The organism is Microbulbifer hydrolyticus, assembly GCF_009931115.1.
In the GTDB taxonomy this organism is placed as follows: Bacteria; Pseudomonadota; Gammaproteobacteria; order Pseudomonadales; family Cellvibrionaceae; genus Microbulbifer; species Microbulbifer hydrolyticus.
This window is the reverse complement of the sequence record NZ_CP047491.1, coordinates 989,682-1,015,000: the sequence shown is the minus strand read 5'-3', so window position 1 is coordinate 1,015,000 and position 25,319 is coordinate 989,682. Positions and strand designations below refer to the sequence as shown.

The 25,319-nt window shown below is 57.0% G+C and carries 18 protein-coding genes (1 of these 18 only partly in view); 4 read left to right on the top strand and 14 right to left on the bottom strand.

Annotated elements, in window-relative coordinates; genetic code table 11:
- The 4 genes from pssA to GTQ55_RS04250 form a co-directional block, all read right to left on the bottom strand.
- Window positions 1–71 carry the 5' portion of a CDP-diacylglycerol--serine O-phosphatidyltransferase gene (gene pssA, locus GTQ55_RS04265; protein WP_161857620.1) on the bottom strand. It extends 853 nt beyond the left edge of the window, so 71 of the gene's 924 nt are visible here — the first part of the coding sequence; the start codon lies at window positions 69–71; its stop codon lies off the left edge, out of view.
- Between the two features lie 118 nt (window positions 72–189).
- Window positions 190–1,215 (bottom strand): ketol-acid reductoisomerase, encoded by a 1,026-nt coding sequence (ilvC, locus tag GTQ55_RS04260; RefSeq protein WP_161857619.1) that lies wholly within the window; start codon window positions 1,213–1,215, stop codon window positions 190–192.
- Window positions 1,216–1,292: 77 nt separating this feature from the next.
- Window positions 1,293–1,784, bottom strand: coding sequence for an acetolactate synthase small subunit (gene ilvN, locus GTQ55_RS04255; RefSeq protein ID WP_161857618.1), 492 nt, complete (start codon window positions 1,782–1,784; stop codon window positions 1,293–1,295).
- Window positions 1,785–1,797: 13 nt separating this feature from the next.
- The gene (locus GTQ55_RS04250) at window positions 1,798–3,534 is read right to left on the bottom strand and encodes an acetolactate synthase 3 large subunit (protein ID WP_161857617.1); all 1,737 of its coding nucleotides are present in this window, start codon (window positions 3,532–3,534) and stop codon (window positions 1,798–1,800) included.
- 521 nt (window positions 3,535–4,055) lie between these two features.
- Here GTQ55_RS04250 and GTQ55_RS04245 point away from each other — a divergent pair.
- Window positions 4,056–4,532 (top strand): DUF4124 domain-containing protein, encoded by a 477-nt coding sequence (locus GTQ55_RS04245; RefSeq protein WP_161857616.1) that lies wholly within the window; start codon window positions 4,056–4,058, stop codon window positions 4,530–4,532.
- A gap of 18 nt (window positions 4,533–4,550) precedes the next feature.
- Here GTQ55_RS04245 and GTQ55_RS04240 read toward each other — a convergent pair whose 3' ends face one another.
- From GTQ55_RS04240 to rluD, 5 genes are all read right to left on the bottom strand, one after another.
- Entirely contained in the window at window positions 4,551–7,679 is a 3,129-nt protein-coding gene (locus tag GTQ55_RS04240) for an efflux RND transporter permease subunit (RefSeq protein WP_161857615.1), read from the bottom strand.
- 26 nt (window positions 7,680–7,705) lie between these two features.
- A complete protein-coding gene (locus GTQ55_RS04235) occupies window positions 7,706–8,881 on the bottom strand; it encodes an efflux RND transporter periplasmic adaptor subunit (protein WP_161857614.1) in 1,176 nt (391 codons plus the stop codon).
- A gap of 108 nt (window positions 8,882–8,989) precedes the next feature.
- Window positions 8,990–11,593 (bottom strand): ATP-dependent chaperone ClpB, encoded by a 2,604-nt coding sequence (clpB, locus tag GTQ55_RS04230; RefSeq protein ID WP_161857613.1) that lies wholly within the window; start codon window positions 11,591–11,593, stop codon window positions 8,990–8,992.
- A gap of 279 nt (window positions 11,594–11,872) precedes the next feature.
- Window positions 11,873–12,634: a peptidoglycan editing factor PgeF gene (pgeF, locus tag GTQ55_RS04225; RefSeq protein WP_161857612.1), complete on the bottom strand. Its 762-nt coding sequence runs from the start codon at window positions 12,632–12,634 to the stop codon at window positions 11,873–11,875.
- Window positions 12,635–12,664: 30 nt separating this feature from the next.
- Window positions 12,665–13,630, bottom strand: a complete 966-nt coding sequence (rluD, locus tag GTQ55_RS04220) for a 23S rRNA pseudouridine(1911/1915/1917) synthase RluD (protein WP_161857611.1) — start codon at window positions 13,628–13,630, stop codon at window positions 12,665–12,667.
- A gap of 124 nt (window positions 13,631–13,754) precedes the next feature.
- Between rluD and GTQ55_RS04215 the strand changes: the two genes are divergently transcribed.
- Window positions 13,755–14,699, top strand: a complete 945-nt coding sequence (locus GTQ55_RS04215; protein ID WP_161857610.1) for an outer membrane protein assembly factor BamD — start codon at window positions 13,755–13,757, stop codon at window positions 14,697–14,699.
- Window positions 14,700–14,802: 103 nt separating this feature from the next.
- Here GTQ55_RS04215 and GTQ55_RS04210 read toward each other — a convergent pair whose 3' ends face one another.
- Complete coding sequence (locus tag GTQ55_RS04210; RefSeq protein ID WP_161857609.1) at window positions 14,803–16,431, bottom strand: NAD+ synthase; 1,629 nt, start codon at window positions 16,429–16,431, stop codon at window positions 14,803–14,805.
- A gap of 113 nt (window positions 16,432–16,544) precedes the next feature.
- Here GTQ55_RS04210 and GTQ55_RS04205 point away from each other — a divergent pair, with 113 nt between their 5' ends.
- Both GTQ55_RS04205 and GTQ55_RS04200 read left to right on the top strand, forming a co-directional pair.
- Window positions 16,545–18,200, top strand: coding sequence for a sensor histidine kinase (locus tag GTQ55_RS04205; protein WP_161857608.1), 1,656 nt, complete (start codon window positions 16,545–16,547; stop codon window positions 18,198–18,200).
- A gap of 43 nt (window positions 18,201–18,243) precedes the next feature.
- Window positions 18,244–19,677, top strand: coding sequence for a sigma-54-dependent transcriptional regulator (locus GTQ55_RS04200; protein WP_161857607.1), 1,434 nt, complete (start codon window positions 18,244–18,246; stop codon window positions 19,675–19,677).
- A gap of 41 nt (window positions 19,678–19,718) precedes the next feature.
- Here the strand turns inward: GTQ55_RS04200 and GTQ55_RS04195 are convergent, their stop codons facing one another.
- The 4 genes from GTQ55_RS04195 to GTQ55_RS04180 are packed head-to-tail and all read right to left on the bottom strand — an operon-like array spanning window position 19,719 to window position 25,316.
- Entirely contained in the window at window positions 19,719–20,138 is a 420-nt protein-coding gene (locus GTQ55_RS04195) for a type IV pilin protein (RefSeq protein ID WP_161857606.1), read from the bottom strand.
- 22 nt (window positions 20,139–20,160) lie between these two features.
- Entirely contained in the window at window positions 20,161–23,634 is a 3,474-nt protein-coding gene (locus GTQ55_RS04190) for a pilus assembly protein (RefSeq protein ID WP_161857605.1), read from the bottom strand.
- A 21-nt stretch (window positions 23,635–23,655) separates the two neighbouring features.
- Window positions 23,656–24,195 (bottom strand): pilus assembly PilX family protein, encoded by a 540-nt coding sequence (locus tag GTQ55_RS04185; RefSeq protein WP_161857604.1) that lies wholly within the window; start codon window positions 24,193–24,195, stop codon window positions 23,656–23,658.
- 26 nt (window positions 24,196–24,221) lie between these two features.
- Window positions 24,222–25,316: a PilW family protein gene (locus GTQ55_RS04180; protein WP_161857603.1), complete on the bottom strand. Its 1,095-nt coding sequence runs from the start codon at window positions 25,314–25,316 to the stop codon at window positions 24,222–24,224.
- Window positions 25,317–25,319 lie beyond the last annotated feature (3 nt).

The following is a 25,319-nucleotide window of genomic DNA, read 5'->3' as shown; positions in this document are numbered from 1 at the left end:
TCCACGGGTAGGCGAAGCTCTTCTTCACTACGCGGGTTCTCGGTCGCCGGGGCGTCCTTTTTGTCGCTCATACAAGCTTCCTTCAGGGTTCAATAAGGTTGTTCTGCGTGCGAGTGTACAGTGGCGAACAGGCAAAAAAAAAGCGGCGGGGTTGTGGCCCCGCCGCTTTTACCGAAGTTGAGCGATTAATCAGCTATTGCCTTCGGTTTTGTCGATGATCTTGTTGGCCTTGATCCAGGGCATCATCGAACGCAGCTTGGCACCGACTTCTTCGATCTGGTGCTCACCGCCGATACGGCGCTCCGCTTTCAGGCGCGGCTGGCCGGCGAGGGATTCCAGCATAAAGTCCTTGGCGAATTTACCGGTCTGAATATCCTTCAGAACACGTTTCATTTCCGCCTTGGTCTCTTCGGTAACGATGCGCGGACCAGTTACATAGTCGCCGTACTCAGCCGTATTGGAGATAGAGTAGCGCATATCGGCGATGCCGCCCTGATACATCAGGTCAACAATCAGCTTCAGCTCGTGCAGACACTCAAAGTAAGCCATCTCAGGGGCGTAGCCCGCTTCTGTCAGGGTCTCAAAACCAGCCTGAACCAACGCAGAAACACCGCCACACAATACGGCCTGCTCACCGAACAGGTCAGTTTCGGTTTCTTCACGGAAGTTGGTTTCGATGATACCGGAACGGCCACCGCCGTTGGCAGACGCGTAGGACAGCGCCAGTTCTTTTGCGCTGCCGGAAGCGTCCTGGTAGATCGCGATCAGGGTCGGAACGCCGCCCCCTTCCAGGTAGGTGGAGCGCACGGTGTGGCCCGGGCCTTTCGGGGCGATCATGATTACGTCCACGTCCTTGGGCGGCTCGATCAGCTCGAAATGGACGTTAAAGCCGTGGGCGAACGCCAGCGCAGCACCAGACTTCAGGTTCGGGGCCACCTGTTCACGGTACACCGCTGCCTGGTACTCGTCCGGAGCCAGGATCATGACAACATCGGCATCTTTAACCGCGTCGGCAACTTCTGCCACGCGCAGTCCGGCTTTTTCGGCCTTGGCCCAGGAAGCGGAACCTTTGCGCAGACCGACGACAACATTGCTTACACCGGAGTCTTTCAGGTTGTTAGCGTGAGCGTGCCCCTGGGAGCCGTATCCTATGATCGCAACAGTTTTGGACTTGATCAGAGAGAGGTCACAATCTTTATCGTAATAAACTTGCATAACTTACTTCCTGCTTTGTGTACTTTAAAAAGTTATTTCCATGCTGATTACTCAGCAATAATTCATTCAGACAACGTTCAAATACTGAGGATTTTTTCGCCACGGGCGATCCCCGAAACACCGGAGCGAACCACTTCCATAATGGTGTGCTCGCCCAGCGCCTGTAAGAAGGCGTCTAGTTTTTCACTGGTACCCGATACCTGCACCGTGTACATATTGCTGGTGACATCGACGATCTGGCCGCGGAAGATGTCCACACTGCGTTTGACCTCATCCCGCTGTGCTCCAGTCGCGCGCACTTTCACCAGCAGCAGTTCGCGCTCGATATGTGAACCCTCGGTAAGGTCCACCAGTTTTACCACATCGATCAGCTTGTTCAGATTCTTGGTAATCTGTTCGATCTTGTGGTCATCCCCGATGGTGGTCAGTGTCAGACGCGACAGCGTCGAGTCTTCCGTCGGCGCCACAGTGAGGCTTTCAATGTTATAGCCACGCTGGGAAAACAGGCCTACCACCCGCGACAGCGCACCGGGTTCGTTCTCCATCAGAACTGAAATTATTCTGCGCATTGTGTACCTCCCTTTACGTCCGTTCCGTTTTGCTGAGCCACATATCCCGCATGGAGCCACTTGGCATCACTTGCATGGGATAGACGTGTTCAGTCGGGTCGACGTAAACATCGATAAACACGGTGCGGTCCTTGATCGCGAAGGCTTCCGCAAGCTTGCCGTGCAGCTCGTCGCGATGCTCAATCTTCATTCCGAGATGCCCGTAGGCTTCGGCCAGCTTGATAAAGTCCGGGAGAGACTCTTCATAAACGCTGTTGGACAGGCGACCCTCGTACTGCATTTCCTGCCACTGCTTCACCATGCCCAGGGCCTGGTTGTTCAGGCACAGGATTTTTACTGGCAGGTTGTACTGGGTGGCAGTCGAGAGTTCCTGAATACACATCTGGATACTGCCTTCACCGGTCACACAGACTACCTCGGCGTCCGGGTGGGCGGCTTTCACCCCCAGCGCCGCGGGCAGGCCGAAGCCCATGGTGCCCAGTCCGCCGGAATTGATCCAACGGCGCGGCTTGTCAAACAGGTAGTACTGGGCCGCAAACATCTGATGCTGACCGACGTCCGAGGTCACATAGGCATCGCCCTTGGTGATCTGGTGCACCGCGCTGATAACTTCCTGCGGCATGATCATATCGCCATCGGTGCGATAGCGCGGCGCGGTGTAAAGCCCGTGACGCTCCCGCCAATCATCAATCTGGCGCCACCAGTCAACAATGGAGGACTGGTCCGGCAACTCTTTGGAAGCCTTCAGCATCTCCAGCATTTCCCCGAGAACCGACTGCACGGTACCCACAATGGGCACATCGGCGGTGATGGTCTTGGAGATGGATGCCGGGTCCACATCGATGTGGATCACCTTTGCTCCGGGACAGAATTTGCTCGGCGTATTGGTTACCCGGTCGTCAAAGCGCGCACCCACAGCAAAAATCACATCCGCGTGATGCATGGCGGTATTGGCTTCAAACGTGCCGTGCATCCCGAGCATGCCCAGGAATCGCTTATCAGTGCCGGGATAGGCACCCAACCCCATCAGGGTATTGGTCACCGGGTAATTCAGGTACTGAGCCAGCTCGGTCAGCAACTCGGCACCGTCGCCCTGCACGACACCACCACCGGCATAAATCACCGGGCGCTTGGCTGACAGGAGCAGCGCTACCGCCTTGCGGATCTGGCCCGTGTGGCCTTTGCCCGCCGGCGTATAAGAGCGCATGCGCAGCTTTTCCGGGTATTTGTACGGGAAGCGGTCAACCGGATTGGTAATGTCTTTTGGAATATCGATCACCACCGGTCCTGGGCGGCCGGTCGCAGCGATGTAAAACGCCTTCTTGACCACCTCGGGAATATCCTCGGCTCTCTTGACCAGGAAGCTGTGCTTTACGATCGGGCGGGAGCAACCCACCATATCGGTTTCCTGGAAAGCATCTTCGCCGATCTTGTCCGAAGGCACCTGCCCGGAAATCACCACCATGGGGATGGAATCCATGTAGGCAGTGGCAATACCGGTAATGGCATTGGTAGCGCCGGGCCCTGAAGTCACCAGCACTACGCCGGTCTTGCCGGTAGCACGGGCATAACCGTCTGCAGAGTGGGTTGCCCCCTGCTCGTGGCGCACCAGCAGGTGCTTGATGCCCTTCTGCCGAAAAATAGCATCGTATATATGCAGTGCCGAACCGCCGGGGTAACCGAATATCAGGTCTACCCCTTCATCCTGCAGCGCGCGAACCAACATATCGCCGCCGGAGAGTAATTCCACTTGAGCCCCCTCAAAATTTCCCAATTCTTAGGATCCGCATCATCCACAAACCACAGAATAGCCGGACGGCGCGAAAGCCAGACGGCGATTCTAAAGGAAAAGCGTGATAAATATCAGCCTTAAACGCAGATTTAGCCCGTTTTTTAGGATAGCTTCACGGCAACGCCAAATTTGCGCGGTCCCCGGACCGGTAGCGGAACCGGTATTCGGGCACCAAGGCCTCCAGATGGGGAGGGCCTCCTCGGCAGGAGGTGGTGAGCGCTTAACTCACCGGGGAGAGAGTGCGGACCGCAGGGTGTTGCGGGGACATCTACTTCGCCGAGCGAAGCGCAAATTGTCCAGTTTGTGACCCCTGTGTCAACCAATGATCGGCCGCAAACGGGCCTCTTCCACTTTTCTACCGCACAAACTGTTAACTGGGTTGCGAGATACCCACCTCTGCCCGTTACAATGCTGATGCTGGGCCTAATTCGCGCCAGTCCGAAACAACAAGAATACACACTGATCAAGGCGGCTCTCCCATGCGCACCATTGTTACGATGCTCTCTCTATCATTGAGCCTGCTGGCAGCCTCTGCCCTGGCCGATGGTATTTACAAGTGGGTTGATGAAAACGGCGTAGTGCATTTCGGCTCCCAGCCACCACAGAAAGAACAGGTGGAAGTGGTCAAGGCACCAAAATCCGAACGCTACAAAAAGTGGCATGAAGAGCAGCAGGCGCTGGTAGCCCAGAAAAAGATGGCTACCGCTGCCGAAGCGCAGAGCAACAAGGCTTCCGCCGAAGGCGCACCGCAAGGCCAGCAGGACAATCGCCCCTCTGAAGCAGAGATGGCCGCACGCGCCCAACGCTGCCGCAGCGCGCAACAGCGCCTTCAGGAGCTGGAAAGCCATGCCCGGGTCCGCGAAGTAGACGCAAGTGGTAGTTACCGGGTGCTACCGGAAGAAGAACGACAGCAGCGCATCCAGCAGACCCGCCAGATCCTGCAATCAAACTGCTGACCCCCGCACAAGCGATGTTCACTGCCCGGTGGGAATACCGCCACCTGCCGGGTCCGCCCCCTCAGGCCCCTCCTGACTCTCCCCGCCTTCCGGCCGCTCTGCGCCGTAATCCCGCCCCAGATACAGATACATGGCTGGCACTACAAACAGGGTAAACATGGTGCCGATGGTCATTCCCGAGGCCACCACCAGCCCCATGGCGAAGCGCGCTCCACCGCCGGGCCCGGCCGCAAGCAGCAGCGGCACCATCGCCAGCACCAGCGAGGCCGTGGTCATCAAAATCGGGCGCAACCGTATACTGGATGCCTCCTCGATCGCCTCGCGCTTGCTCCTGCCACGCTGCTGCAATTGATTGGCAAACTCCACGATCAGAATGCCGTGCTTGGAAATAACCCCGATCAGCGTCACCAGGCCAACCTGGGTATAGATGTTGAGGGTGGTCAGCCCCAGGCTGACAAAGATCATTGCTCCACACACACTCATGGGCACGGTGACCAGCATGATCAATGGGTCCCGCCAGGACTCGAACTGGGCCGCCAGCACCAGATAGATCACGATCAGCGCAAAGAAAAACGTGACCAACAGATCCGAGCCCTCGCTTTTAAACTGGCGGGACTGACCAGCGTAATCGGTGGAGTACTCCCGCGGCAGCACCGCCTGCGCCGCGGACTCGAGAATGCCCAGTGCCTCGCCGAGGGGGACACCGGGGCGGGGCACCCCGGAAATGGTTACCGCATTCAGCTGCTGAAATCTCTTCAGCTGCTGCGGCTCAACACTTTCCTTCAGTGACACCAGGGTCGACAGTGGTACCAGCGTGTCATCCCCGGCGCGAATATAGTATTGCTCCAGCTGCTCCCCGATGAGCCGCTCACTACGTACTACCTGGGGGATCACCTTGTAACTGCGGTTCTCCAGGGAAAAGCGATTGGTATAGGCACCGGACATCATCGCCCCCAGCTCTCGCGCGAGGTCCGCCATATTCACCCCGATGGACGCCGCCTTATCCCGATCTATCACCACCGAGAGACGGGGCTTGTCCAGTTTGAGATCAGCGTCGAGAAAGATGAATTTCTTGCTCGCCAGTGCCCGCCCCATGATGTCGTCGGCGAAACTGGCAAGGCTCGCGATGGGCTCGGTTGTACCGACCACAAACTCCACCGGCAGTCTGCCACCGGCGGTGGGCAGGCTTGGGGGTACGACGGTGGCTACTTTCAACCCGGCGATCCGAGACAACTCATCGGCAATCAATTCCTGCATTTCCTGGGTATTCTTGTCCCGTTTGTTCCAGGACGACAACACAAAGCCGGCAATCGCGCTGTTGGTACTGTTGCCCGCACCACCGACACCATTCAGCAGGAACAGGTTTTCCACTTCCGGATGCCGCTGCTTTACCTCGTTAATCTCGCGGGTGTATTGCTCCATATAATCCAGCGTGGCAAAGGAGTCCCCGCTGGCGATACCCAGTACAAAGCCGCGATCTTCCTTCGGCTCCAGCTCGCTGGGGGAAGTGATAAACAGGAAATAACAGCTGCACAGGACAATCAAACCAAATACCAGGATCACCGCGCGACTGTCTAGCGCACCGTGCAGCCGCCGCCGATAACCGGACTCGATGCCGTCAAGGCGGCGCGCGAGCCAGGCCTCGAGACGATTGCTGCGTACTCCACTTTCCGGGCGTAGCACTTTGGCGGCCATCATCGGCGACAAGGTCAAAGCAACCACACCAGAAAGCAGTACAGCTCCCGCCAGAGAGAACGCAAACTCGATAAACAGGGTCCCGGTTAAACCGCCGAGAAAACCAATCGGCAGATAGACCGCGATCAGCGTGGTGGTCATCGCCACAATGGGCCACGCCAGCTCGCGTGCCCCCTTGGTTGCAGCATCCTCCGGCGACATCCCTTCTTCGATATGCCGGTGCACGTTCTCCAGTACGATGATGGCATCATCCACCACGATACCGATGGCAAGCACCATCGCCAGCAGCGTCAGCAGGTTGATGGAGAACCCCATCAACAACATCAGAAACAGCGCCCCTACCATCGACAGCGGCACCGCCACCGCGGGGATAATCACGCTGCGCAGGGAGCCCAGAAACAGGTAGATCACCACGATGACGATCAACACCGCCTCGACAATGGTTTTGATCACCTCATTGATCGAGTCCTGGATATATTCGGTGCTGTCGTAAGGGATTTCCCCAATCATGCCCTCGGGCAGTTGCGGAAAAATTTCGTTATCGAGCTTGTCGCGCACGTCGGCGATCACATCCAATGCGTTGGCATCCGGCGCCACCTCAACGGCAACAAACGTCGCCGAACGGCCATTGAATGTTACCGATGTGTCGTAGGATTCAGACCCCAGTTCCACCTCTGCCACGTCCGCCAGCCGCACCAGGCGGTCGCCATCGGCGCGCACCACCAATCGACGAAACTCGGCTTCCGACGCAATATCGGTGGCCGCGCGGATATCCATGGCGACGCGGGAGCCCTTGGTGCTCCCCACAGCCGCCAGCACATTATTCTGGCGCAGGGCATTGCTGATGTCGCTCGGTGTGACACCCTGCGCGGCCATCTCCGCCGGTTTCAGCCAGATGCGCATGGCAAAAGTGCGATTGCCCAGCAATGCGGCTCGCTGAACCCCCGCGACAGTAGAGAGTTTGGGCTGTACCACCCGGGTGATGTAGTCGGTGATCTGGTTGTTATTGAGGATTTCCGAAGAAAACGACAGGTACATCGCGGCGATGGTCTCGCCCACTGCCAGCTCTACGGTGGAATCTTCGGATTCCTCCGGCAGCTCATTGCGCAGCTTGTTGACCTTGGCCACCACCTGAGTGAGGACTTCGTTGGGGTCGTAGTCGAGGCGCACGTAGGCCTGAATGACCGAGATGCCCTGGATGCTGGTAGACACGATGTAGTCGAGCCCATCCGCGCTGGCAATTTCCTGCTCCAGCGGCGTGGTGATGAACCCCTGCACCAGATCCGCGTCCGCCCCCACATACACCGTACTCACGGTAATCACCGCATTTTCCAACTCCGGGTACTGACGCACGTTCAGTTCGGAGGCGGAACGTAGCCCGAGCAGAAAAATAAACAGACTGACCACACAAGCCAGTACCGGTCTGCGGATAAAGAGGTCGGTAAAGTTCACTCGGCATCCTTGCCTGCCTGCGGCGGTTAACGGTTATCCGGCTGCGGCGACAGTTGTTCCGGTGGTGGGTTGTCGTTATTGATGATCACCCCACCTTCATTGCGCAGCTTCAACAACCCGCTGGTGGCTACCTGCTCGCCGGCCTCCAGGCCCTGGGTAATTTCAATCATGTCCCCGCGCTCCTCCCCGGTCTTCACAAATCGCTTCACGGCAATCCACTCGGGATTTTGCGCATCGCCCTTGGCGGAAGAATCGGCTTCCTGCGTATCCGGCTTGCGAATTACGAATACCGCATTGCCATAGGGGGCGTAGCTGATGGCTGTGCGCGGCACTACGAGCACCGTGCGAAACTTTTCCACTTCGACCGATACTTCCGTAAACATGCCCGGTCTCAGCTTGCGCTCGGCATTTTCGAGCGTGGCCTGCAGCAGGAAGGTGCGATTGCGGGGATCAATGGCAGGATCGATTGCAGATATACGGCCCCTGAAGGTTTCCTCTGGTACCGCGGCGGCCGCGAGGCTGATTTTCTGCCCCAGCTTGACCCGGCTGAAGTCCTGCTCGGCGAGGGAGAAATCCACATAGATCGGCTGTAATTGCTGCAGGGATACCACCGCATCGCCCGGCGCCACATTCTGTCCGAGATCGATCTGTCGAATACCCAGCTGGCCGGAAAATGGGGCGGTGATACTGCGTTCACGAATGGTGGCGCGCTGCACCGAAAGATTGGCAAGTACCTGGTCCTGTGCTGCCTTTGCCTGGTCCAGCTCACGCAAGGTGGCCACACCTTTTTTATACAGTACGGAAATTCGCTGGTAGTCGCGCTCGGCCAGCCGGCGCTCTGCCTCCAGCACCTCGATCTGGGCAGTCTCGGGATTGGCACTGAGTTCGGCCAACAGGGTGCCTTTTTCCACTTGCTGGCCGGATTCAAAATAGATGGCTTTGACTTCCCCCTGGGCCTGAGTGGTGACGTTGACGCCATTGATGGCGCGCACACTGCCGACCGCACTCAGCGTTGTCTGCCAGCGCTGCTGGGCAACCCGCGCCGTGGTTACCGTCGCCGAGGGCAAAGGCATGTTGTCCATAAACTGGTTCATCATGTATTTGCCGAACAGCTTGAACCCGAAAATACCTCCGAACACCAGCAGGCAGCCCAGCAGCATCCACAACATGCGCCGGTTAAAAAGCTGCTTTGCCAGTGTCATACATCAGATCCATTGAACTACGGTTACTTCGTTCTTCCCGGCGTGGTGGCAACGCTCCCGGCGCCATTGCCGTTGCCGCAATTCAGCAAAAGCGCCCTGCCCTGCTACTTACTGAAAAACCGCCCTGTCCCCTTCCAGGCTTGCGTGAATGGTGTCTCCCGGGACGAACTTTCCGGAGAGCACATCCTGCGCCAGTGGGTTTTCCAGCCACATCTGGATCGCGCGCTTGAGTGGACGCGCACCGTATACCGGGTCAAACCCCACATCCGCAAGCTTGTTGAGAAGCTCTTCGGAAACCTCCAGCTTGAGGTCGCGCTCTGCCAGCCGATCACGCAGGTTCTGAAGCTGGATCTCGGCTATGGAGCGCACCTCGGCGCGATCCAGCGGATGGAACACCACCACCTCGTCAATACGGTTGATAAACTCTGGCCGGAAGTGATTGCCCACCACATCCATCACCGCTGCCTTCATCTGCCGGTAGTGGATCTCACTATCCACCTCATCGTCATCCTTGGCGCTGGCGTATTTCTGGATCAGATCCGACCCCAGGTTGGACGTCATGACCACCACGGTATTGCGGAAGTCGACCGTACGGCCCTGACCATCGGTCAGGCGACCATCTTCCAGCACCTGCAACAGGATGTTGAACACGTCCGGGTGCGCCTTTTCCACTTCGTCCAGCAACAACACCGAATACGGTTTGCGGCGCACGGCTTCGGTGAGATAGCCACCCTCTTCATAACCCACATAACCGGGAGGCGCACCGATCAGGCGGGCAACGGAGTGCTTCTCCATAAATTCGGACATATCCATGCGCACCATGGCGTCTTCGGTATCGAACAGGAACTCCGCCAGCGCCTTGCACAGTTCGGTCTTGCCCACACCGGTTGGGCCGAGGAACAGGAATGAACCGTTAGGACGGTTGGGATCCGCAAGGCCGGCGCGGGAGCGACGCACGGCGTTGGACACCGCCTCGACCGCTTCGTCCTGGCCGATCACACGATCGTGCAGGGCGCCTTCCATTTTAAGCAGCTTCTCACGCTCGCCCTCCAGCATTTTGGACACCGGGATACCGGTCCAGCGTGACACCACTTCCGCAACTTCTTCATCGGTTACCCGATTTCGCAGCAGCTGATTTTCGCTGGTGTCGCTGGTGTCGGATGCCATCTTCAGTTGCTGCTCGAGCTGGGGGATCACGCCATACTGGATTTCGGACATCCGCGTCAGGTCGCCGGCGCGGCGCGCGGCATCCATATCCAGCTTGGCCTGTTCCAGTTTGTTCTTTATATCCGCGCTGCCAGCCAGCTTGGCCTTTTCCGCCTTCCAGATTTCTTCGAGGTCGGCATACTCTTTTTCGATAGCGTCGATATCTTCCTCAAGCTTCTGCAGGCGTTTTTTCGTCGCCTCGTCGTCCTTGTCTTTCTTTACTGCCTCGCGCTCGATCTTGAGCTGGATCAGGCGACGCTCGAGTTTGTCCATTTCCTCCGGCTTGGAGTCAATTTCCATGCGAATACGACTCGCCGCCTCGTCAATCAGGTCGATCGCCTTGTCGGGCAGCTGGCGGTCGGTGATGTAGCGCTGGGAAAGTTTGGTGGCTGCAATAATCGCGGAGTCGGTAATATCCACCCCGTGGTGCACTTCGTAGCGCTCCTTGAGGCCACGCAGGATAGCGATGGTGTCTTCCTCGCTGGGCTCGTCGACCAATACCTTCTGAAAGCGCCGCTCCAGAGCCGCATCTTTTTCGATGTACTGGCGGTATTCATTCAGGGTGGTCGCGCCCACGCAGTGCAGCTCACCGCGGGCCAGTGCCGGCTTCAACATATTACCGGCATCCATGGCGCCTTCGGCCTTACCGGCGCCGACCATGGTGTGCAGCTCGTCGATAAACAGGATCACGCGGCCTTCCTGTTTGGACAATTCATTCAGCACGGCCTTGAGGCGTTCTTCAAATTCCCCGCGGAACTTTGCACCGGCCAACAGGGACCCGAGATCCAGCGACAACAGGCGCTTGTCTTTTAGCCCCTCGGGCACTTCGCCATTGACGATACGCTGGGCAAGTCCTTCGACGATGGCCGTTTTACCCACCCCGGGTTCACCGATCAGCACCGGGTTATTTTTGGTGCGCCGCTGAAGTACCTGGATGGTGCGGCGGATTTCGTCGTCGCGCCCGATCACCGGGTCGAGCTTGCCCGCCTCGGCGCGGGCGGTCAGGTCCATGGTGTACTTATCCAGGGCCTGACGGGCTTCCTCCGCCTGGGGGTCGTTGATTTTCTCATCCCCACGGATTTTGGTAATGGCGTCCTGCAGGTGTTTGAGGTCGCCGTGTGCATTGAGGATTTTGGATACTTCGCCGGCGGCGGCGTCGAAGGCCGCCAGCAATACGGTCTCACTGGAGATAAAGCTATCGCCATTTTTCTGCGCTTTTTTATCCGCCAGGTTGAACAGCCGCATCAGTTCCTGAGACATGCCGACATCACCGGTAGGCGTACCGACGGTGGGCAGGCTGTCGAGCCGCTTGGCGAGGTCATTCCGCAGGCCATTGATATTAAATCCCGCCTGATTGAGAAATGCAGTGACACTACCACTGGACTGGTCCAGCAGTGCCTGCAGCAGGTGCTCGGGATAAATCTGGTTGTGGTCACGGCCGACGGCGATGGATTGTGCGTCGGCGATGGCAGCTTGTAGGGGATTGGTCATCCGGTCTATGCGCATTGTGCTCTTATCCTCTCCTGATCATTGATGCGCCTTACAAATGCAAAGCCGGCGCGCGGAAACGCAATGACGAATACAGTCTAGTGCTGATCTTTAATTTGCGGGCTGGCGGCGGGTTTTCAAGCTTTTGCGCGATCCGCCGCCTCTGTTTAAGCGCGGCGATGACAGAGAAGCTCATCAGATCCGCAAGGATGCGGCATCAAGCGTAAAAGGCGACAGGAAAAACAAGCCACAAAAACTGTGGCGAGTAACGAGAGAAGACAAGTGGGATTAAGCCGATTACTCGAACCAGATAAGAGACGCCATACGTCCAGTATCCCCATCCCGCCGAAAGGAAAAGAATTCCGCGTCTTCGCTGACAGTGCAACGGTCTCCACCAAAAATATCGGTAACCCCGAGTTCCGCCAACTCCGCGCGACCCAGGGCATAAATATCCGCCAGGAAATGCAGCGGCTTTTTGGCATGTGGCACAAAGCAGTGGGCGATGGCCTCTGCGTGCGATTCACTCATGGAGGATTCAAACGCCGCCTCCAACACATCGACACCGCATTCAAACGCCTCGGGCCCGATTGCCGGCCCCAGCCAGACCAGCAGATCCTCTGGTGCACTCGACATGGCACGAATCGTCTCGCGGATAACGCCACCGGTCAGGCCTCGCCAGCCAGCGTGAATTGCGGCCACTTCCGAGCCCTCCCGATTGCATACCAGCAAAGGCAGGCAATCCGCCGTGAGCACAGTACACACCGTCCCCTGCTCCGCAGAGAAGCTCGCATCGGCCGTGCGCACCTTGCCATCACTCTGCGCTTTTACCGCCTTGTCACTGTGGATCTGCTCCAGCCATTGTGGCTCGCTGGGCAGGCTCAACTCCTTTTGCAGCTGCTCGCGGTTCGCGGCTACCGCCTCAGGGGCGTCGCCCACATGGTCCGCGAGGTTAAATGCCGTGTAGGCGCCCTCGCTGTGCCCGCCACGGCGGAGCGTAAAGAAAGCACGTACATTGGCCGGCGCGGGCCAGTCGGGCTTGAGGTAATGGTCGGCAGACATGGGCTGTCCTGTGTGATCCTGGGTTTGAATTCAGTGGTTGTCGGCGCGTAAAAGCTCGAGCAACTGCAGCATATCCTCCGGCATCGGCGCCGACCAGTGCATGGGCTCTGCGGTTACCGGGTGAATAAGGGCCAGCTCCGCCGCATGCAGTGCCTGGCGCGGAAACTGTTGCAGAGCTTCAATCAACTCGGGCCCTGCACCGGCGGGTAGCTTATTACGTCCGCCATAGAGCGGGTCACCCACCAGCGGGTGGCGGATATGCGCCATATGCACGCGAATCTGGTGGGTGCGGCCCGTCTCCAGCTGACAGCGCACCAGGGTATGCCCCCGGAACCGCTCCTGCAGACGGTAGTGGGTAATCGCTTCCTTACCGCTGCCTTCACCGGTATTGCGTACAACCGCCATTTTCAGCCGATGCTGACGGTGGCGCCCCATCGGTGCGTTTACGGTTCCGCCACCGCTCAGGGTGCCATGCACGATGGCATCGTACTGACGACTGACGGTGCGGGCCTTGAGCTGGTCGACCAGGTCGGCCTGGGCCTGCAGGGTTTTCGCGACCACCATCAGGCCGCTGGTATCCTTGTCCAGCCGATGCACAATACCGGCACGGGGAATGTTCTGCTGTCCGGCGCAGTGCGCCAGCAGCCCGTTCAGCAGGGTGCCGTCGGGATTGCCGGCAGCCGGGTGCACCACCAGCCCGGCGGGCTTGTTTACCACCAGCAGGCTGTCGTCCTCATAGACAATGTGCAGGTCCATGGGCTGTGCCAGCCACTCGCCCTGGGGCTCCAGCTCGGCGCGCAATTGCAGCTGCTCACCGCCGAACAGCTTGTCCTTGGGCTTGCCCGGACGACCGTTGGCGGTGAGTTGACCGGTTTTTATCCAGGCTTGAAGCCGCGCGCGAGAATAGTCAGGGATCAAATCCGCTGCGATCTGGTCAAACCGTTGCCCGGCGTACTCTGCCGGCACTTCAATATCGAGATGTATTTGATTGCTCATTCGAGAGGGTCTAATACTTTGGGCTGGCGAGGCGCTGTGGTTAAATAGCTGCCCTTCTGCCCCCGGTGAATTTTGGGTGGCTAGTTTAATAAGGTTGAGACAAATAATGATAGAGCGAGGGGCGATGTGGTCTTGTAATAGACAGGCCTGGAAAACGCTATTACTGGCAATACTGGCCGTTTTGGTGGCCTCGTGCGCCAGCACGGACGAAGAGGAAGAGGGACTGCCCTCCGGAAACCGCACCGAGCAGGCTTTCTATGAAGCGGCCCAGCGGCAGCTCAAATCCAGCCAGTGGGAGCTGGCGATCAAGAACCTGCGGGCTCTGGAAGACAACTTTCCCTTCGGCAACTACGCCGAACAGGCCCAACTGGAGCTGATCTACGCCTATTATCGTGATTATCAGAATGATGCGGCCATCTCTGCGGCGGACCGCTTCATCCGCCTGCACCCGCAGCATCGCAATGTGGATTACGCCTACTACATGAAAGGCCTGGCGTCATTTACCGAAGGCAGCGGGCTATTTGAGCGCTTTCTGCCCACGGACATGACCCGCCGCGACCCGGGTTCCGCGCGCGAGTCGTTTGCCTATTTTTCCCAGCTGATGGCGCGCTATCCCGACAGTCGCTATGCCCCGGATGCGCAAAAACGCATGATCCACCTGCGCAACCTGCTGGCACGCTACGAGATCCATGTGGCCAACTACTACTTCAAGCGCAACGCCTACCTGGCCGCAGCCAACCGAGGCCGCTACGTAGTGGAAAACTTCCAGCAGACACCGGCGGTGCCGGATGCTCTGGCAGTAATGGTGCAGTCCTACCACCTGCTGGAGATGCCGCAACTTGAGTCGACCTCGCTGGCGGTGCTGCGCACCAACTATCCGCACCACCCGGCGTTCCGGGACGACGGCACCTTCAACTACAAATACTACGCAGGAGCCAGTGGCCGCAGCTTTATCCACCGCATTACCCTGGGCCTGTTCGAGAAATCCGACCCACGCGGTTTCGACAGCCGCGAGCTGTATAACGCCGAGTACCGCCCGGAAGAAGCTCCGCTACCGCCGGAGCTTTGAAAACAGCGCTAGCGCATGAAACAAACATGAAACAAAAAAGGCCCCGCTGGCAACAGCGGGGCCTTTTTTAAACGGGTTTTAAACGGGCATCAAGGCAGGCTTACTACTCCCCCGCCTTCCAGCCATTGGTGATCGGATAACGCCGGTCGCGCCCGAAGCCACGCTCCGATATACGCACACCCACTGCGGCCTGGCGGCGCTTGTATTCGTTGCGATCCACCAGCCGCACCACACGCATCACGGTCGCTTCATCAAAGCCTTTGCCGATGATGTACGCAGCACTATGGTCCTCATCGATATACAGCCGCAGAATCTCGTCCAGCACGTCGTACGGCGGCAGGCTGTCAGAGTCCACCTGGTCAGGGGCCAGCTCTGCGCTGGGTTCACGGGTAATCACGGTCTCGGGAATAACGGGTGAGACGGTGTTGCGATAGCGGGAAAGCTCATACACGAGAATCTTGGGTACATCCTTGAGCGCATTGAACCCGCCCACCATATCCCCGTAAAGCGTGGCATACCCAACCGACATCTCACTTTTGTTGCCGGTCGTCAGCACCATAAAACCTTTCTTGTTGGAGATGGCCATCAGCAGCATGCCGCGCGCGCGCGCCTGCAGGTTTTCTTCGGTGGTGTCGCGTTCACTGCCGGCAAACTCGCTTTCCAGGGCCTTCATGGAGGCATCAAAAATCCCCTCGATACCGATCACCCGGTAGTGGATCCCCAGTCGTTTGGCCTGGTCGGCGGCGTCGTTTTTGGACAGGTCAGAGGTGTAACGAAACGGCATCATCACCGCCTCTACCCGATCCGGCCCAAGTGCATCTACCGCCACCGCGAGGGTCAGCGCCGAATCGATACCGCCAGACAGGCCCAGCACGACGCCCTTGAAGCCATTCTTGTTGACATAATCCCGCACCCCAAGCACCAGCGCCTGGTAGACCGATGCCAGCCCATCCAGGGGTTTGGCATCGCTGCCCTGCGCCAGGGTTACCTGGTCTCCATCGGCCTCGACGGTCACCGGCAACAGGCTCTCCACAAACTCCGGCGCGCGCGCACGCAACTCACCATTGCGGTCCACAGCGAATGAACCACCATCGAATACCAGTTCATCCTGACCGCCCACCGAGTTCACATACACGATGGGCATTTTGCCTGCCTGCGCCTGGCGCGCGAGCAGGTCGAGGCGCTCCTGGGCCTTGCCGCGATGAAACGGCGACGCGTTGATGTTCAGCATCAGCCTGGCCCCCGCACGCTCGGCCTGCACGACCGGTTCCGGGTGCCAGATGTCTTCGCAGATAGTGATTGCCGTGGGGATACCGTTGATGTCTATCACACAGGGCTGTTCACCGGGCACGAAGTAGCGCAATTCGTCGAACACCTGATAGTTGGGCAGCTTCTGCTTGGCATACTCCGCGACCAACTCGCCGTCCTGGATCAGCCCGGCCATGTTCAATACGGTACCCGCAATCACGCGCGGATACCCCACCAGTACGGCGCAGGGGAGCCCGGCCTGCTTGAGCTCAACCAGGGCGGCATCAATACGCTTCTGCATACTCGGACGCAGCAGCAGGTCTTCAGGCGGGTATCCACACAGGGTCAACTCCGGAAACAGCACCAGGTCCGCCCCGTGTTCGCGATGGGCTCTTCGCGCGACTTCGACCACCTGGTCGGTATTGCCGTGAATATCCCCGACCATTAGATTGATTTGCGCCAGTACTAGCTGCAAAGTAGACATCTCTATTTCCCATTAAATTGAGGCGGCTATTGTAGCCACGCCACCCGGACGTACAACATCTGTCCGGTACCGGCCGTATGCTTCGTCACTTACCTGCACAATGAGAATAAAAAGTGAGCAGCCAGACCGTATCCGATGCTGCGATACCCCGCGATAGCACACCAGAGCAGCCACAGCCCGCGCACCACACGGACCTCCTTCGTCCACGCCTGCGACAGCGGGATCTGCTCAAGATCTACGCCTGGTACCGGGTTGCCATCGCGCTGGTGCTTTTGGGGCTGTTCACCTCCGGAATCACAAGCGGCGCCGTAGGAACGCTGTACCCCGCGCTGTACCTGAACACCGCGATTACCTATGCGATCCTGAATATCGCATGGCTGCTCTACCTCTACCCAAGCCGCTTTCACACAACCCCACTGCGCATCGGCAGTATTCTGGGCTGCGATATCCTGGCATTTCTCCTGTTGATCCAGGCCAGCGGCGGGCTCAACTCCGGGGTCGGCTATCTGATGCTGACCACCTGTGCCGTGGGCTCACTGCTGCTGGATCGCCGTATGGGGGCGTTCCTTGCCGCCATTGCCAGTATCGGGGTGATTGCGCAACAACTGTTTGGGCTGCTCAGTGGTCAGGCGGATACCCAGGATATCGTCTCTGCCGGCAGCCTCGGAATCCTGCTGTTCACCTCTGTCACTGCGCTGCAAACGCTGTCCGCGCATATTCAGATTGCGAACCGGAAAGCCGAGCAGGAGCGCAGGCAGGCAGCGCATCTGCAGCGGCTTACCCAACAGATCGTGGCGCAAATGCGGACCGGTGTCCTTGTTCTGGATAATGAACACCGGCCAACGCTGATCAACCGCGCGGCACAACAGCTGCTCGGGGTTAAACCTGCAAACAAAGAAAGTCTGAGTCCGGCTTTTCGCGAAACTCTGGAGAAACTGCAGAAACAGGGTAACACTCGCAGTGGCATCATCCGGGGCGCCGGGCAAACCGAGCTCCGCGCAAGTGTCACCACTCTAACGAATAACGCCAGTAACAGTTCACTGGTATTTCTTGAGGACAACCGCAGGTTGGCTCAGCAAGCCCAGCAACTGAAGCTCGCTTCTCTCGGACGTCTCACCGGCTCCATTGCACACGAAGTGCGCAACCCCCTCGGTGCCATCGCCCATGCCGCCCAGCTCCTGGCCGAATCCAATTCCATTACCCTGGAGGATCGCCAGTTAACAGAGATCATCAGCAGGCACAGCCAACGCGTAAACCAGATTGTGGAAAACGTACTGCAGCTTTCCCGACGCAAACCACCGGAGCCGCAACTGCTGGACCTGCGCCACTGGACTGTAGAATTCCTGAAAGACTACACCGCGACTGTAACAGCAGACACCGTCATAAAACACTCCCTGCCCTCGACGCCAGTGCTGGCACGCTTTGACCCGAGCCAGATGTCGCAGGTCGTCACCAATCTGTGCAATAACGCCATCAGGCATTCGCGTCAGGCAACCGGCAGCCCCGAAGTCGAGCTGTCTGTAAGTTATGTGGAAGACAGACAATGTGCACGGCTCGACATACTGGACCTGGGGGACGGCGTTGCGGAGGAACACAAAGACCAGATTTTCGAACCCTTTTTCACCACCGAGTCTGCGGGCGCCGGCCTTGGCCTGTATATAGCCCGGGAGCTGTGTGAGTCCACACGGGCCACCCTCTACTACTGCCGGAGCCAAGACAAACGCAGCTGCTTCAGAGTAGAATTTGCTTGTGCAGAACAGGTTTTTTGACTCTCAATTCTGACCCAACCAACAAAAATAAACTTAGAACGACATGCCTGACCGTCAACCTATTGCTCTGATCGTCGATGACGAACCCGATATCTGCGATTTGATATCAATGACGCTACGCAGGATGGACGTCAAGGCGGACGTCGCCATGTCGGTAGCGGAAGCGAAGCGACGCCTCAGCGAAAAGTGCTACGATTTCTGCCTGACGGATATGCGGCTGCCGGATGGCGAGGGACTTGAGATCGTAGAGAAAGTTCAGGACTTCCCCGCGGAGCGGTCGCTCCCCATCGCAGTGATTACCGCGCACGGAAATATGGACACTGCCATTACGGCACTCAAGCTTGGCGCGTTTGATTTCGTGAGCAAACCCGTCAACCTTGAGCGCCTGCGTAGCCTCGTGCAATTAGCGCTTCGCCTGAATGAAGGTCGTCATATCGAGCAACAGGAATTTCCTCCGCTGCTCCAGGGCCCCTCGGAACCCATTCAAAAACTGCGGTCTCAGATCGAAAAAATTGCCCGCAGCGAAGCACCTGCACACATCATCGGTGAAGCAGGTACTGGCAAGGAATTGACGGCGCGCACTATTCACGAACAAAGCCCCCGCTCGGACAAACCCTTTATCCCCATGTACTGCGCGACTATCCCGGCAGGCAGTATAGAAGAAACATTATTCGGACGAAGCGATACAAACAGCTTGAGCGCCGGTCTTGTACTCGCCGCGAACGGTGGGACCCTGTTTCTCGACGAAATTTCCTGCCTCCCGCCCGAAACACAAGTAAAGCTCCTACAAATCATTCAGGATAAAGCGATTTCCTCCACAGGCGGCGACGTCGTGCACGACCTGGATATCCGCATTCTCAGTGCCAGCCAGACCCCCTTGATCGAGGAGGTCCGCGCCGGACGCTTCCACAGCGATCTATACTACCGAATCAATGTCATTGAACTGCACGCGCCCCCGCTTCGACAGCGGCACGACGATATCCCCTTGCTGGTTCGTAATACCCTGCGAAAAATTTCTGCCGATCAAAGAGGAGCAATTCCGAAGGCATCCCAGGACGCAATAACCGCACTCCAGGCCTATTCGTTCCCCGGAAACCTTCTGGAACTCGAAAACATTCTCGAGCGGGCAGTCACGCTTTGCGAGCGGAACACACTGTATGCCGCCGACCTGCTTATCCCCAGGGATCAACCCGCACCTATGCCCGGACCGCCGGAGGTGGCAAAGCAGCAAAACTCAAGTAATCCGCTACCACAACTAACGCCATTGACGGAATGCGGGCCCGGTGCTTATCCCGGTCAGTTTTCCGCTTCCGATTACTCCACTCTGGACGAATTCCTGCAAACCATTGAGCGCACCGCTATTGAAGATGCGCTCGATAAAACCGACTGGAACCGCACTGCTGCCGCGGAAAAACTCGGGATCAGCTTTCGATCTCTACGTTACCGCTTGAAAAAGCTCGGGCTAGAAAACGAATAACCCGGCTCAGGCCGGGTTATTCGAAGCTAAAAAATTGTCGATTACCAGCAACTTGCCCCCAATGGCCCGGAAGCATCCTTCACACCCGTACTGGATAGTTTAAGCGTGCCGCACTTCGCATCCGACGCCTGGGTCGTACCGTTCACTGGTGCAGCTTCTAGCGCGAACACTGTTGCACTCAGAGTCGCTGCGCTGATCGAATACATCTGCTCACCGGAGGCAATGGTCCCATTTTCCAACGTTTTGGCAACCGAACAGTCTACAAAGTTATCGTATTTGTTGTACACGGTATAGCAACGTTGCAGCCGCTGAGCGACATCGTTCAGACTGGCCTTTGCGTCCGCACGATTGCTCTTTCGCACGGACTCCATATACGATGGGTAGGCAATCCCGGCAATAATACCGATGATTGCCACCACGATCATAAGTTCGATCAGCGTAAACCCTTTTTGACTTTTCATCGCTTACCCTTTGCCTATTGAGTTAACGCAGTTGACGCCAGGACATACGGCCTGTGGCATCTACCGGGGCATCCCCCTCCGGAACATTCAGCTCCCCTTTAATATTGTTGGTGGGGAGCAATATTTTGTCACCATCCTGCACGGTACCAGAGTAGCCAATTACCGCATAATCCACTTCCTCGCCATCCTCACCGAAAATGGAGTGGCCTTGATACTTGTTGCCCACCGCAACCAGCTCCATCAGCCAGCCACTGCCACCGAAAGCACATGGATCCGAGGAGGTAATCAACGTTGGGAAGAGCAGGCGATCATATATAAGTAATGGTTTGCTGATAATACGCTCACCGGTCACGCTGCTGTTAAAAGTGAAATCCAGGTACCAACCTTTCTTGTCGGTCCACCAGGCAGTGGCGGCATTTCCATCAACAACTCGGCGACCATCTGTTTCAGAGCTGATGGTTTTCGCAAAAAGTTGTCCACGACCGGTTAAGTTCGTGCCGGTGTCGGCAATAGCATAAAAGCTATTGATCGTATCGCCGGCACTGTTATCTGTACTGGACAGATAACTACCGGTACCGAAGTACACCATGACTGCGTTGTTCATTTCCGAATTCAATCCCAAAGTGGGAATTGACGTAATCGGCTGTACTTTATTGTTGGGATCCACAGCAGTGAATAGAGGCTCGGGCACATCAGCTGTACTGTAGGCCACATCCCAGTTATCACTGCTACCTGCCGAGATATCAAACGCCCACAGATTACCAAGCAGGTCCCCGGCGTAAGCTGAAACGACCTCCCCTGTGCCACTCGGCAGCAGTGCCGGCCCGGACAAACCATTCTCGCTCGCACTGCCTGCGGAAATAACCTTGGTTCCACCAATAGGGTTATCGAGACTCACCGCAAAGAGATGTGCATTACCCCCTGTGGAGTTATAACCGTTACCAAAGAACAGCCTCCAACCGCTATTGGTGGGTCCAATTATCGGCTCATTGGTGATATTGCCAAGCTTGGCCAGATCACCGGAATAGAGGTCTTCATCGGTAAAGTCAAACAGGACATCGTTTTCATCAAAGCTATCAGGATTGGTTACATCCAGTGCGAATATCCCTTTGCCCCCCGCGCCAAGCGTACCAACGAGAACATTTTTCCAGCTACCGTTGATATAAGCATCACCAACGAATAGTGGGCCATCAACGATATAGGTGTGAGAGTTACTGCTTTCTCCATAATCTGTGGCACTGAGCTTGCGCAGTTTTTCATAAACACCCGCAGGTACATAAGCGAAGAGCTCTTCCCCTGTTGCCGCATCAAATGCGTGCAGCATGCCATCATTGGCATTTACATAAAGTACTTCGCGACGGTTTTTCTTAGAAGTATTGTAATAATCAGTGTACTTGTGGCCGCCTAACGCATCGGATAACAAGTGGAAATTCTGTTTTTTGCGGCCGGCAAATACCGGACTCGAGTTGACAATATCCCCGAGCAGTGACTGTCGGTCTCGCAGACCAGCAACCTCTGCACCTCTAACCCAAAGTAAGCGGTTTGCGCCTTCTACTGCCGTATCAGCGCCTGTTAGGTCGGCTTTCTGCGCGTCACTGATACCATCGGCTGCAGTCGCGCCCCAGGCAAAGGGGACACCTGACGATCCATTGTGGGTGTAGATATCTCGTGTTGCGGCACTGGCAAAGCTTGCAGTGTCTGTTGACCATTTTTCAGTACCTACTGTGCCGTCACTGTTCAGGTTGACCGCCTTCAGTTCACCGCTCCAGTCAGTGCTGTTAAATAGGGCCTGATAGACCACGGTGTCTGTTCCCAGGCGCGTTGAGTTGGTTGCCACCGACGAGGCGGCGCCATCAGAGCGCCCCAGGATATTTTCAAGCACGTTCGACAACTCACTGGAGAATTTCTGTGGATCCGCAGCACTAAAAAAACCACCGCGACTATTTACCGCAGCGTGCAAGAGGTCATCGACCTTTGCAGAATTGCTATTACTCGGATCCGGCCAGGCAATCGTGATGCCACTATCATTGATCGCATCAAACGCCGCCTCCTTATCTATGGAGCCGGTAACGCCGAGGCCGACCCCAAAGGTCACCATATGTTGCCAGAATGCCGGGTTGATATTGTCATCTTTCACCGGTACCTGGTTAACCAGATCGGTGCGCAAATCATTCTTCCAGTAGTACATGGCCACATCTGCCAGTGTGTTACTGTGTGCATCTGTAAATGGGGAAACAGCACTATAGGTATAGGATTGGCCATCCGGACCCGTAATTTGGGTTCCGGTGGCGTTATCCACATTGGCCCGCGCATCCGCCGTACTGGCCTGGCCATCGCTCCAATAGCCATCGGTCATCAGGATGGTGTAGCTGGCTCGGCAGGCAAGATGCGCGGTGGTGTCCTCGACTCCCGGGTCCGCACCCCAGGGCCCCTTGTTGTCGGTGCGTGAGAAATACTGCCCGGCATCGTCCAACGCGCGCCGCAGCGGCGTACCCGATGTAGAAACGCCTCGGGTGTAGAGTTCGCTGAAGAAACTCTCTCGACTGGTGCCACTAAAATCACGCACACCGCTTACGATCGTTCTGGCATTGATACCATCAACGTCGGCATCCCCCTTGTTGATAGCACCAAAGCCCACACGTATGTCCTCACCCTGCTCTGCGAAGGCACGCCCGATTCCTGCACGCGCTGCGAGGGTGCGGGACCGATAATAGGTGTACCAGTTGGCAAAATTCTGGATTTCCTGCGCATAGGTACAGATTCCGTTATCACAGTCACTGCGCTTGCTGCGGTCGTGGCCGCTATAGTCGGAACCAGACCTGATGTCAGTTTTTGTATAGTTGTCTCGATCCCATTCGCTACCGCCGTCGTGCCAGTAATAGCGTGCCGGCCAGAATGTCTCGCTGTCGGCAGACGCAGTACAGGTTACGGAGGTGGCGTTATTCTCGGTACAGCTGAGCCAGTTGTTGGTGTTGTAATTACCGTTTTCGACCTTCAAATTACGCGCATTCGCATTGACCGACTCGTCGACGCTGGGACAGGTACCGGTATTCTCCGGGTTGTGCCAGGCACACTCAGGATTCGCATTGGGATAAAGCGTACCGTCGTGCTTCACCCAAGGCGTATAGGTATTCGAAGGGTTGTAGTAACTCTTGTTAATTTGCGGCGAGCGGGTCAGCGCGGCGTAGGCATCAGTGTCATCGACCGTTGGGATGTTGTTGGCGTAATCACCCGTGCCGTAAATTAGGTTGGCACGCGGAAAAATGTAATTGGCTTCGGTGCCATTACCGCCATCCCGGTACTGCTCCGGGGTAATTTCCCAATTCATGGAACCCGAATCGTCGATCACAAACATCACATTCGGCGACGCGCCGTTACTGAGGAACAGCGGGCTCTGGGCCAAATCTAGAGAGGCCGCACTGTGGGTTACCCCAAGGCTCAAAAGACTTGCCAACACCCTACTGCAGAACTTTATAGCTTTCGCTTTCTTAATCATGAACTATCTTCTCCGCCCGACTCAGCGTTTGTATGTGGACTGCAGGATGACAACAGCATCCGCGGTACCGCCTTCTGCGCGGCTTGTCACTCGGTAAAAAACGGTATCGTCCATTTTTAGAGAGCTGGCAAAGTCCACCGCGCCGCCATCCGCCGAATTGATTATTGCGGTTGTGCTCACTTCTTCGATCACATACTGCGGCTGACTCGCCACATACTCGACCCCCAGCGTGGTGCGCACCGAGCTGGCGTCCCAACCATACGTATCCCAGAAGCCGGTACTGGTGGACCCATCGATGGCCTGGACAAGACCGGTGCTAGTACCGTCGAACGCCGGGATGGTCGCACCGGTAAGCACCACCTCGCCCTGGCGCAAACCCGCTTCAGCAGACTGGAACGCCAGGTTACGGTCGCGCATATTGCCCGCCATCAGTTCCTGCATGCCGCTACCGCGGATCGCCGCCATGCCGACAATGGTCATAAGTAATACCATGATCAAGCCAACAATTAGGGTCATCCCCTGCTGACGTTGTACCGTGCTAAAGCTGGTTATTTTTTTCATAATCGACTCAATCCTTGATGTTTCGATCAGGGCAGGCGGCTGCGAATACCCACGGTATTTATAAATACCTGTCGCAGGCGACGGTCAGCGGGTGCGCTGTTGGTAACCCCATTGAACGTATAGGGCTGCGCTTCCTGCAGCAGGTTATCTTCGGTGCTTTGCACCAGTAGCTGCACCCTTACACTGGCCACCTGTTCCCAATCTGCGCTGGTAGTTAGTGCCGAGGCATCTACGTAGCTATCCGGAATGCCATCTCCCGATGTATCGCGTCCATAGGTAAGCTGCATATTCTCAACACCTTCCAATAGCTCCATTGGATTGGCGCCATTGGTTTCCTGCCACAAACCAGGCTGACCACTGACGCCCAGGGAGATGTAATAAACAGTGGTATTCATCTCAATGACTTCGGCATCGTCACCGAAGTTTTCGTCCGGTATGCTCCCCCCTCCCCAGGTATTCGCGGCATTACCCGGGCTCGTACCCGCATCCAGGTGCTCAACACTCACACCCACACCACTTTCCTCAGCCAGATCCGATACCTGGAATACACGCGCTTTCGAGCAATCGGAGACCACCAGAATATCCCGCTCACACAGACCACTGAAGCTATCCAGACCAGATCCGCAGGATTCAGTCACGCCGGTGTCCTCTATAAACACTTTGCTGTTGTTGTTTACAGCAACAACATCCACGCCGTTACCGGTGCCTCCACGCACGACCAGCACATCCGTGCCCTGCACGATATTGGCTGGGTAGCCTGCAGGAACGGTGGCGCCTACGTCGTTCAGCCCCTCGATACCAATTTCAAAGTTGTACGCAAGATCAGTGGCATTGTTGAGGGTGTTGGTAAAGTTCAGGTTTCGGCTCATGCAGCCCATGTAGCCGGCCATGCGAATGTCTTCCGACAGAAACTCCATTGCCAGGCGACCACTCTCCTGCACACGAGACAGCGCTTGCTGGGTGGAGAAGGTGGCGCGGCTGGAAAGGAAAAGCTGAACCACACCGGTCATCAGGATCAGGCCGATGGTGATGGAGATCATCAACTCGACCAGCGAGATACCTTTTTGAAGGCCCAATTTCTTGCTGCGTATTGTCTGGCTATGCACTGCTCTCATATTCATGCT

Coding starts and splice junctions, on each gene's coding strand:
- ilvC (WP_161857619.1), bottom strand. CDS start 1,215: ATGCAAGTTTATTACGATAAAGATTGTGACCTCTCTCTGATCAAGTCC.
- ilvN (WP_161857618.1), bottom strand. CDS start 1,784: ATGCGCAGAATAATTTCAGTTCTGATGGAGAACGAACCCGGTGCGCTG.
- GTQ55_RS04245 (WP_161857616.1), top strand. CDS start 4,056: ATGCGCACCATTGTTACGATGCTCTCTCTATCATTGAGCCTGCTGGCA.
- GTQ55_RS04235 (WP_161857614.1), bottom strand. CDS start 8,881: ATGACACTGGCAAAGCAGCTTTTTAACCGGCGCATGTTGTGGATGCTG.
- clpB (WP_161857613.1), bottom strand. CDS start 11,593: ATGCGCATAGACCGGATGACCAATCCCCTACAAGCTGCCATCGCCGAC.
- pgeF (WP_161857612.1), bottom strand. CDS start 12,634: ATGTCTGCCGACCATTACCTCAAGCCCGACTGGCCCGCGCCGGCCAAT.
- rluD (WP_161857611.1), bottom strand. CDS start 13,630: ATGAGCAATCAAATACATCTCGATATTGAAGTGCCGGCAGAGTACGCC.
- GTQ55_RS04215 (WP_161857610.1), top strand. CDS start 13,755: ATGTGGTCTTGTAATAGACAGGCCTGGAAAACGCTATTACTGGCAATA.
- GTQ55_RS04210 (WP_161857609.1), bottom strand. CDS start 16,431: ATGTCTACTTTGCAGCTAGTACTGGCGCAAATCAATCTAATGGTCGGG.
- GTQ55_RS04200 (WP_161857607.1), top strand. CDS start 18,244: ATGCCTGACCGTCAACCTATTGCTCTGATCGTCGATGACGAACCCGAT.
- GTQ55_RS04195 (WP_161857606.1), bottom strand. CDS start 20,138: ATGAAAAGTCAAAAAGGGTTTACGCTGATCGAACTTATGATCGTGGTG.
- GTQ55_RS04190 (WP_161857605.1), bottom strand. CDS start 23,634: ATGATTAAGAAAGCGAAAGCTATAAAGTTCTGCAGTAGGGTGTTGGCA.
- GTQ55_RS04185 (WP_161857604.1), bottom strand. CDS start 24,195: ATGAAAAAAATAACCAGCTTTAGCACGGTACAACGTCAGCAGGGGATG.
- GTQ55_RS04180 (WP_161857603.1), bottom strand. CDS start 25,316: ATGAATATGAGAGCAGTGCATAGCCAGACAATACGCAGCAAGAAATTG.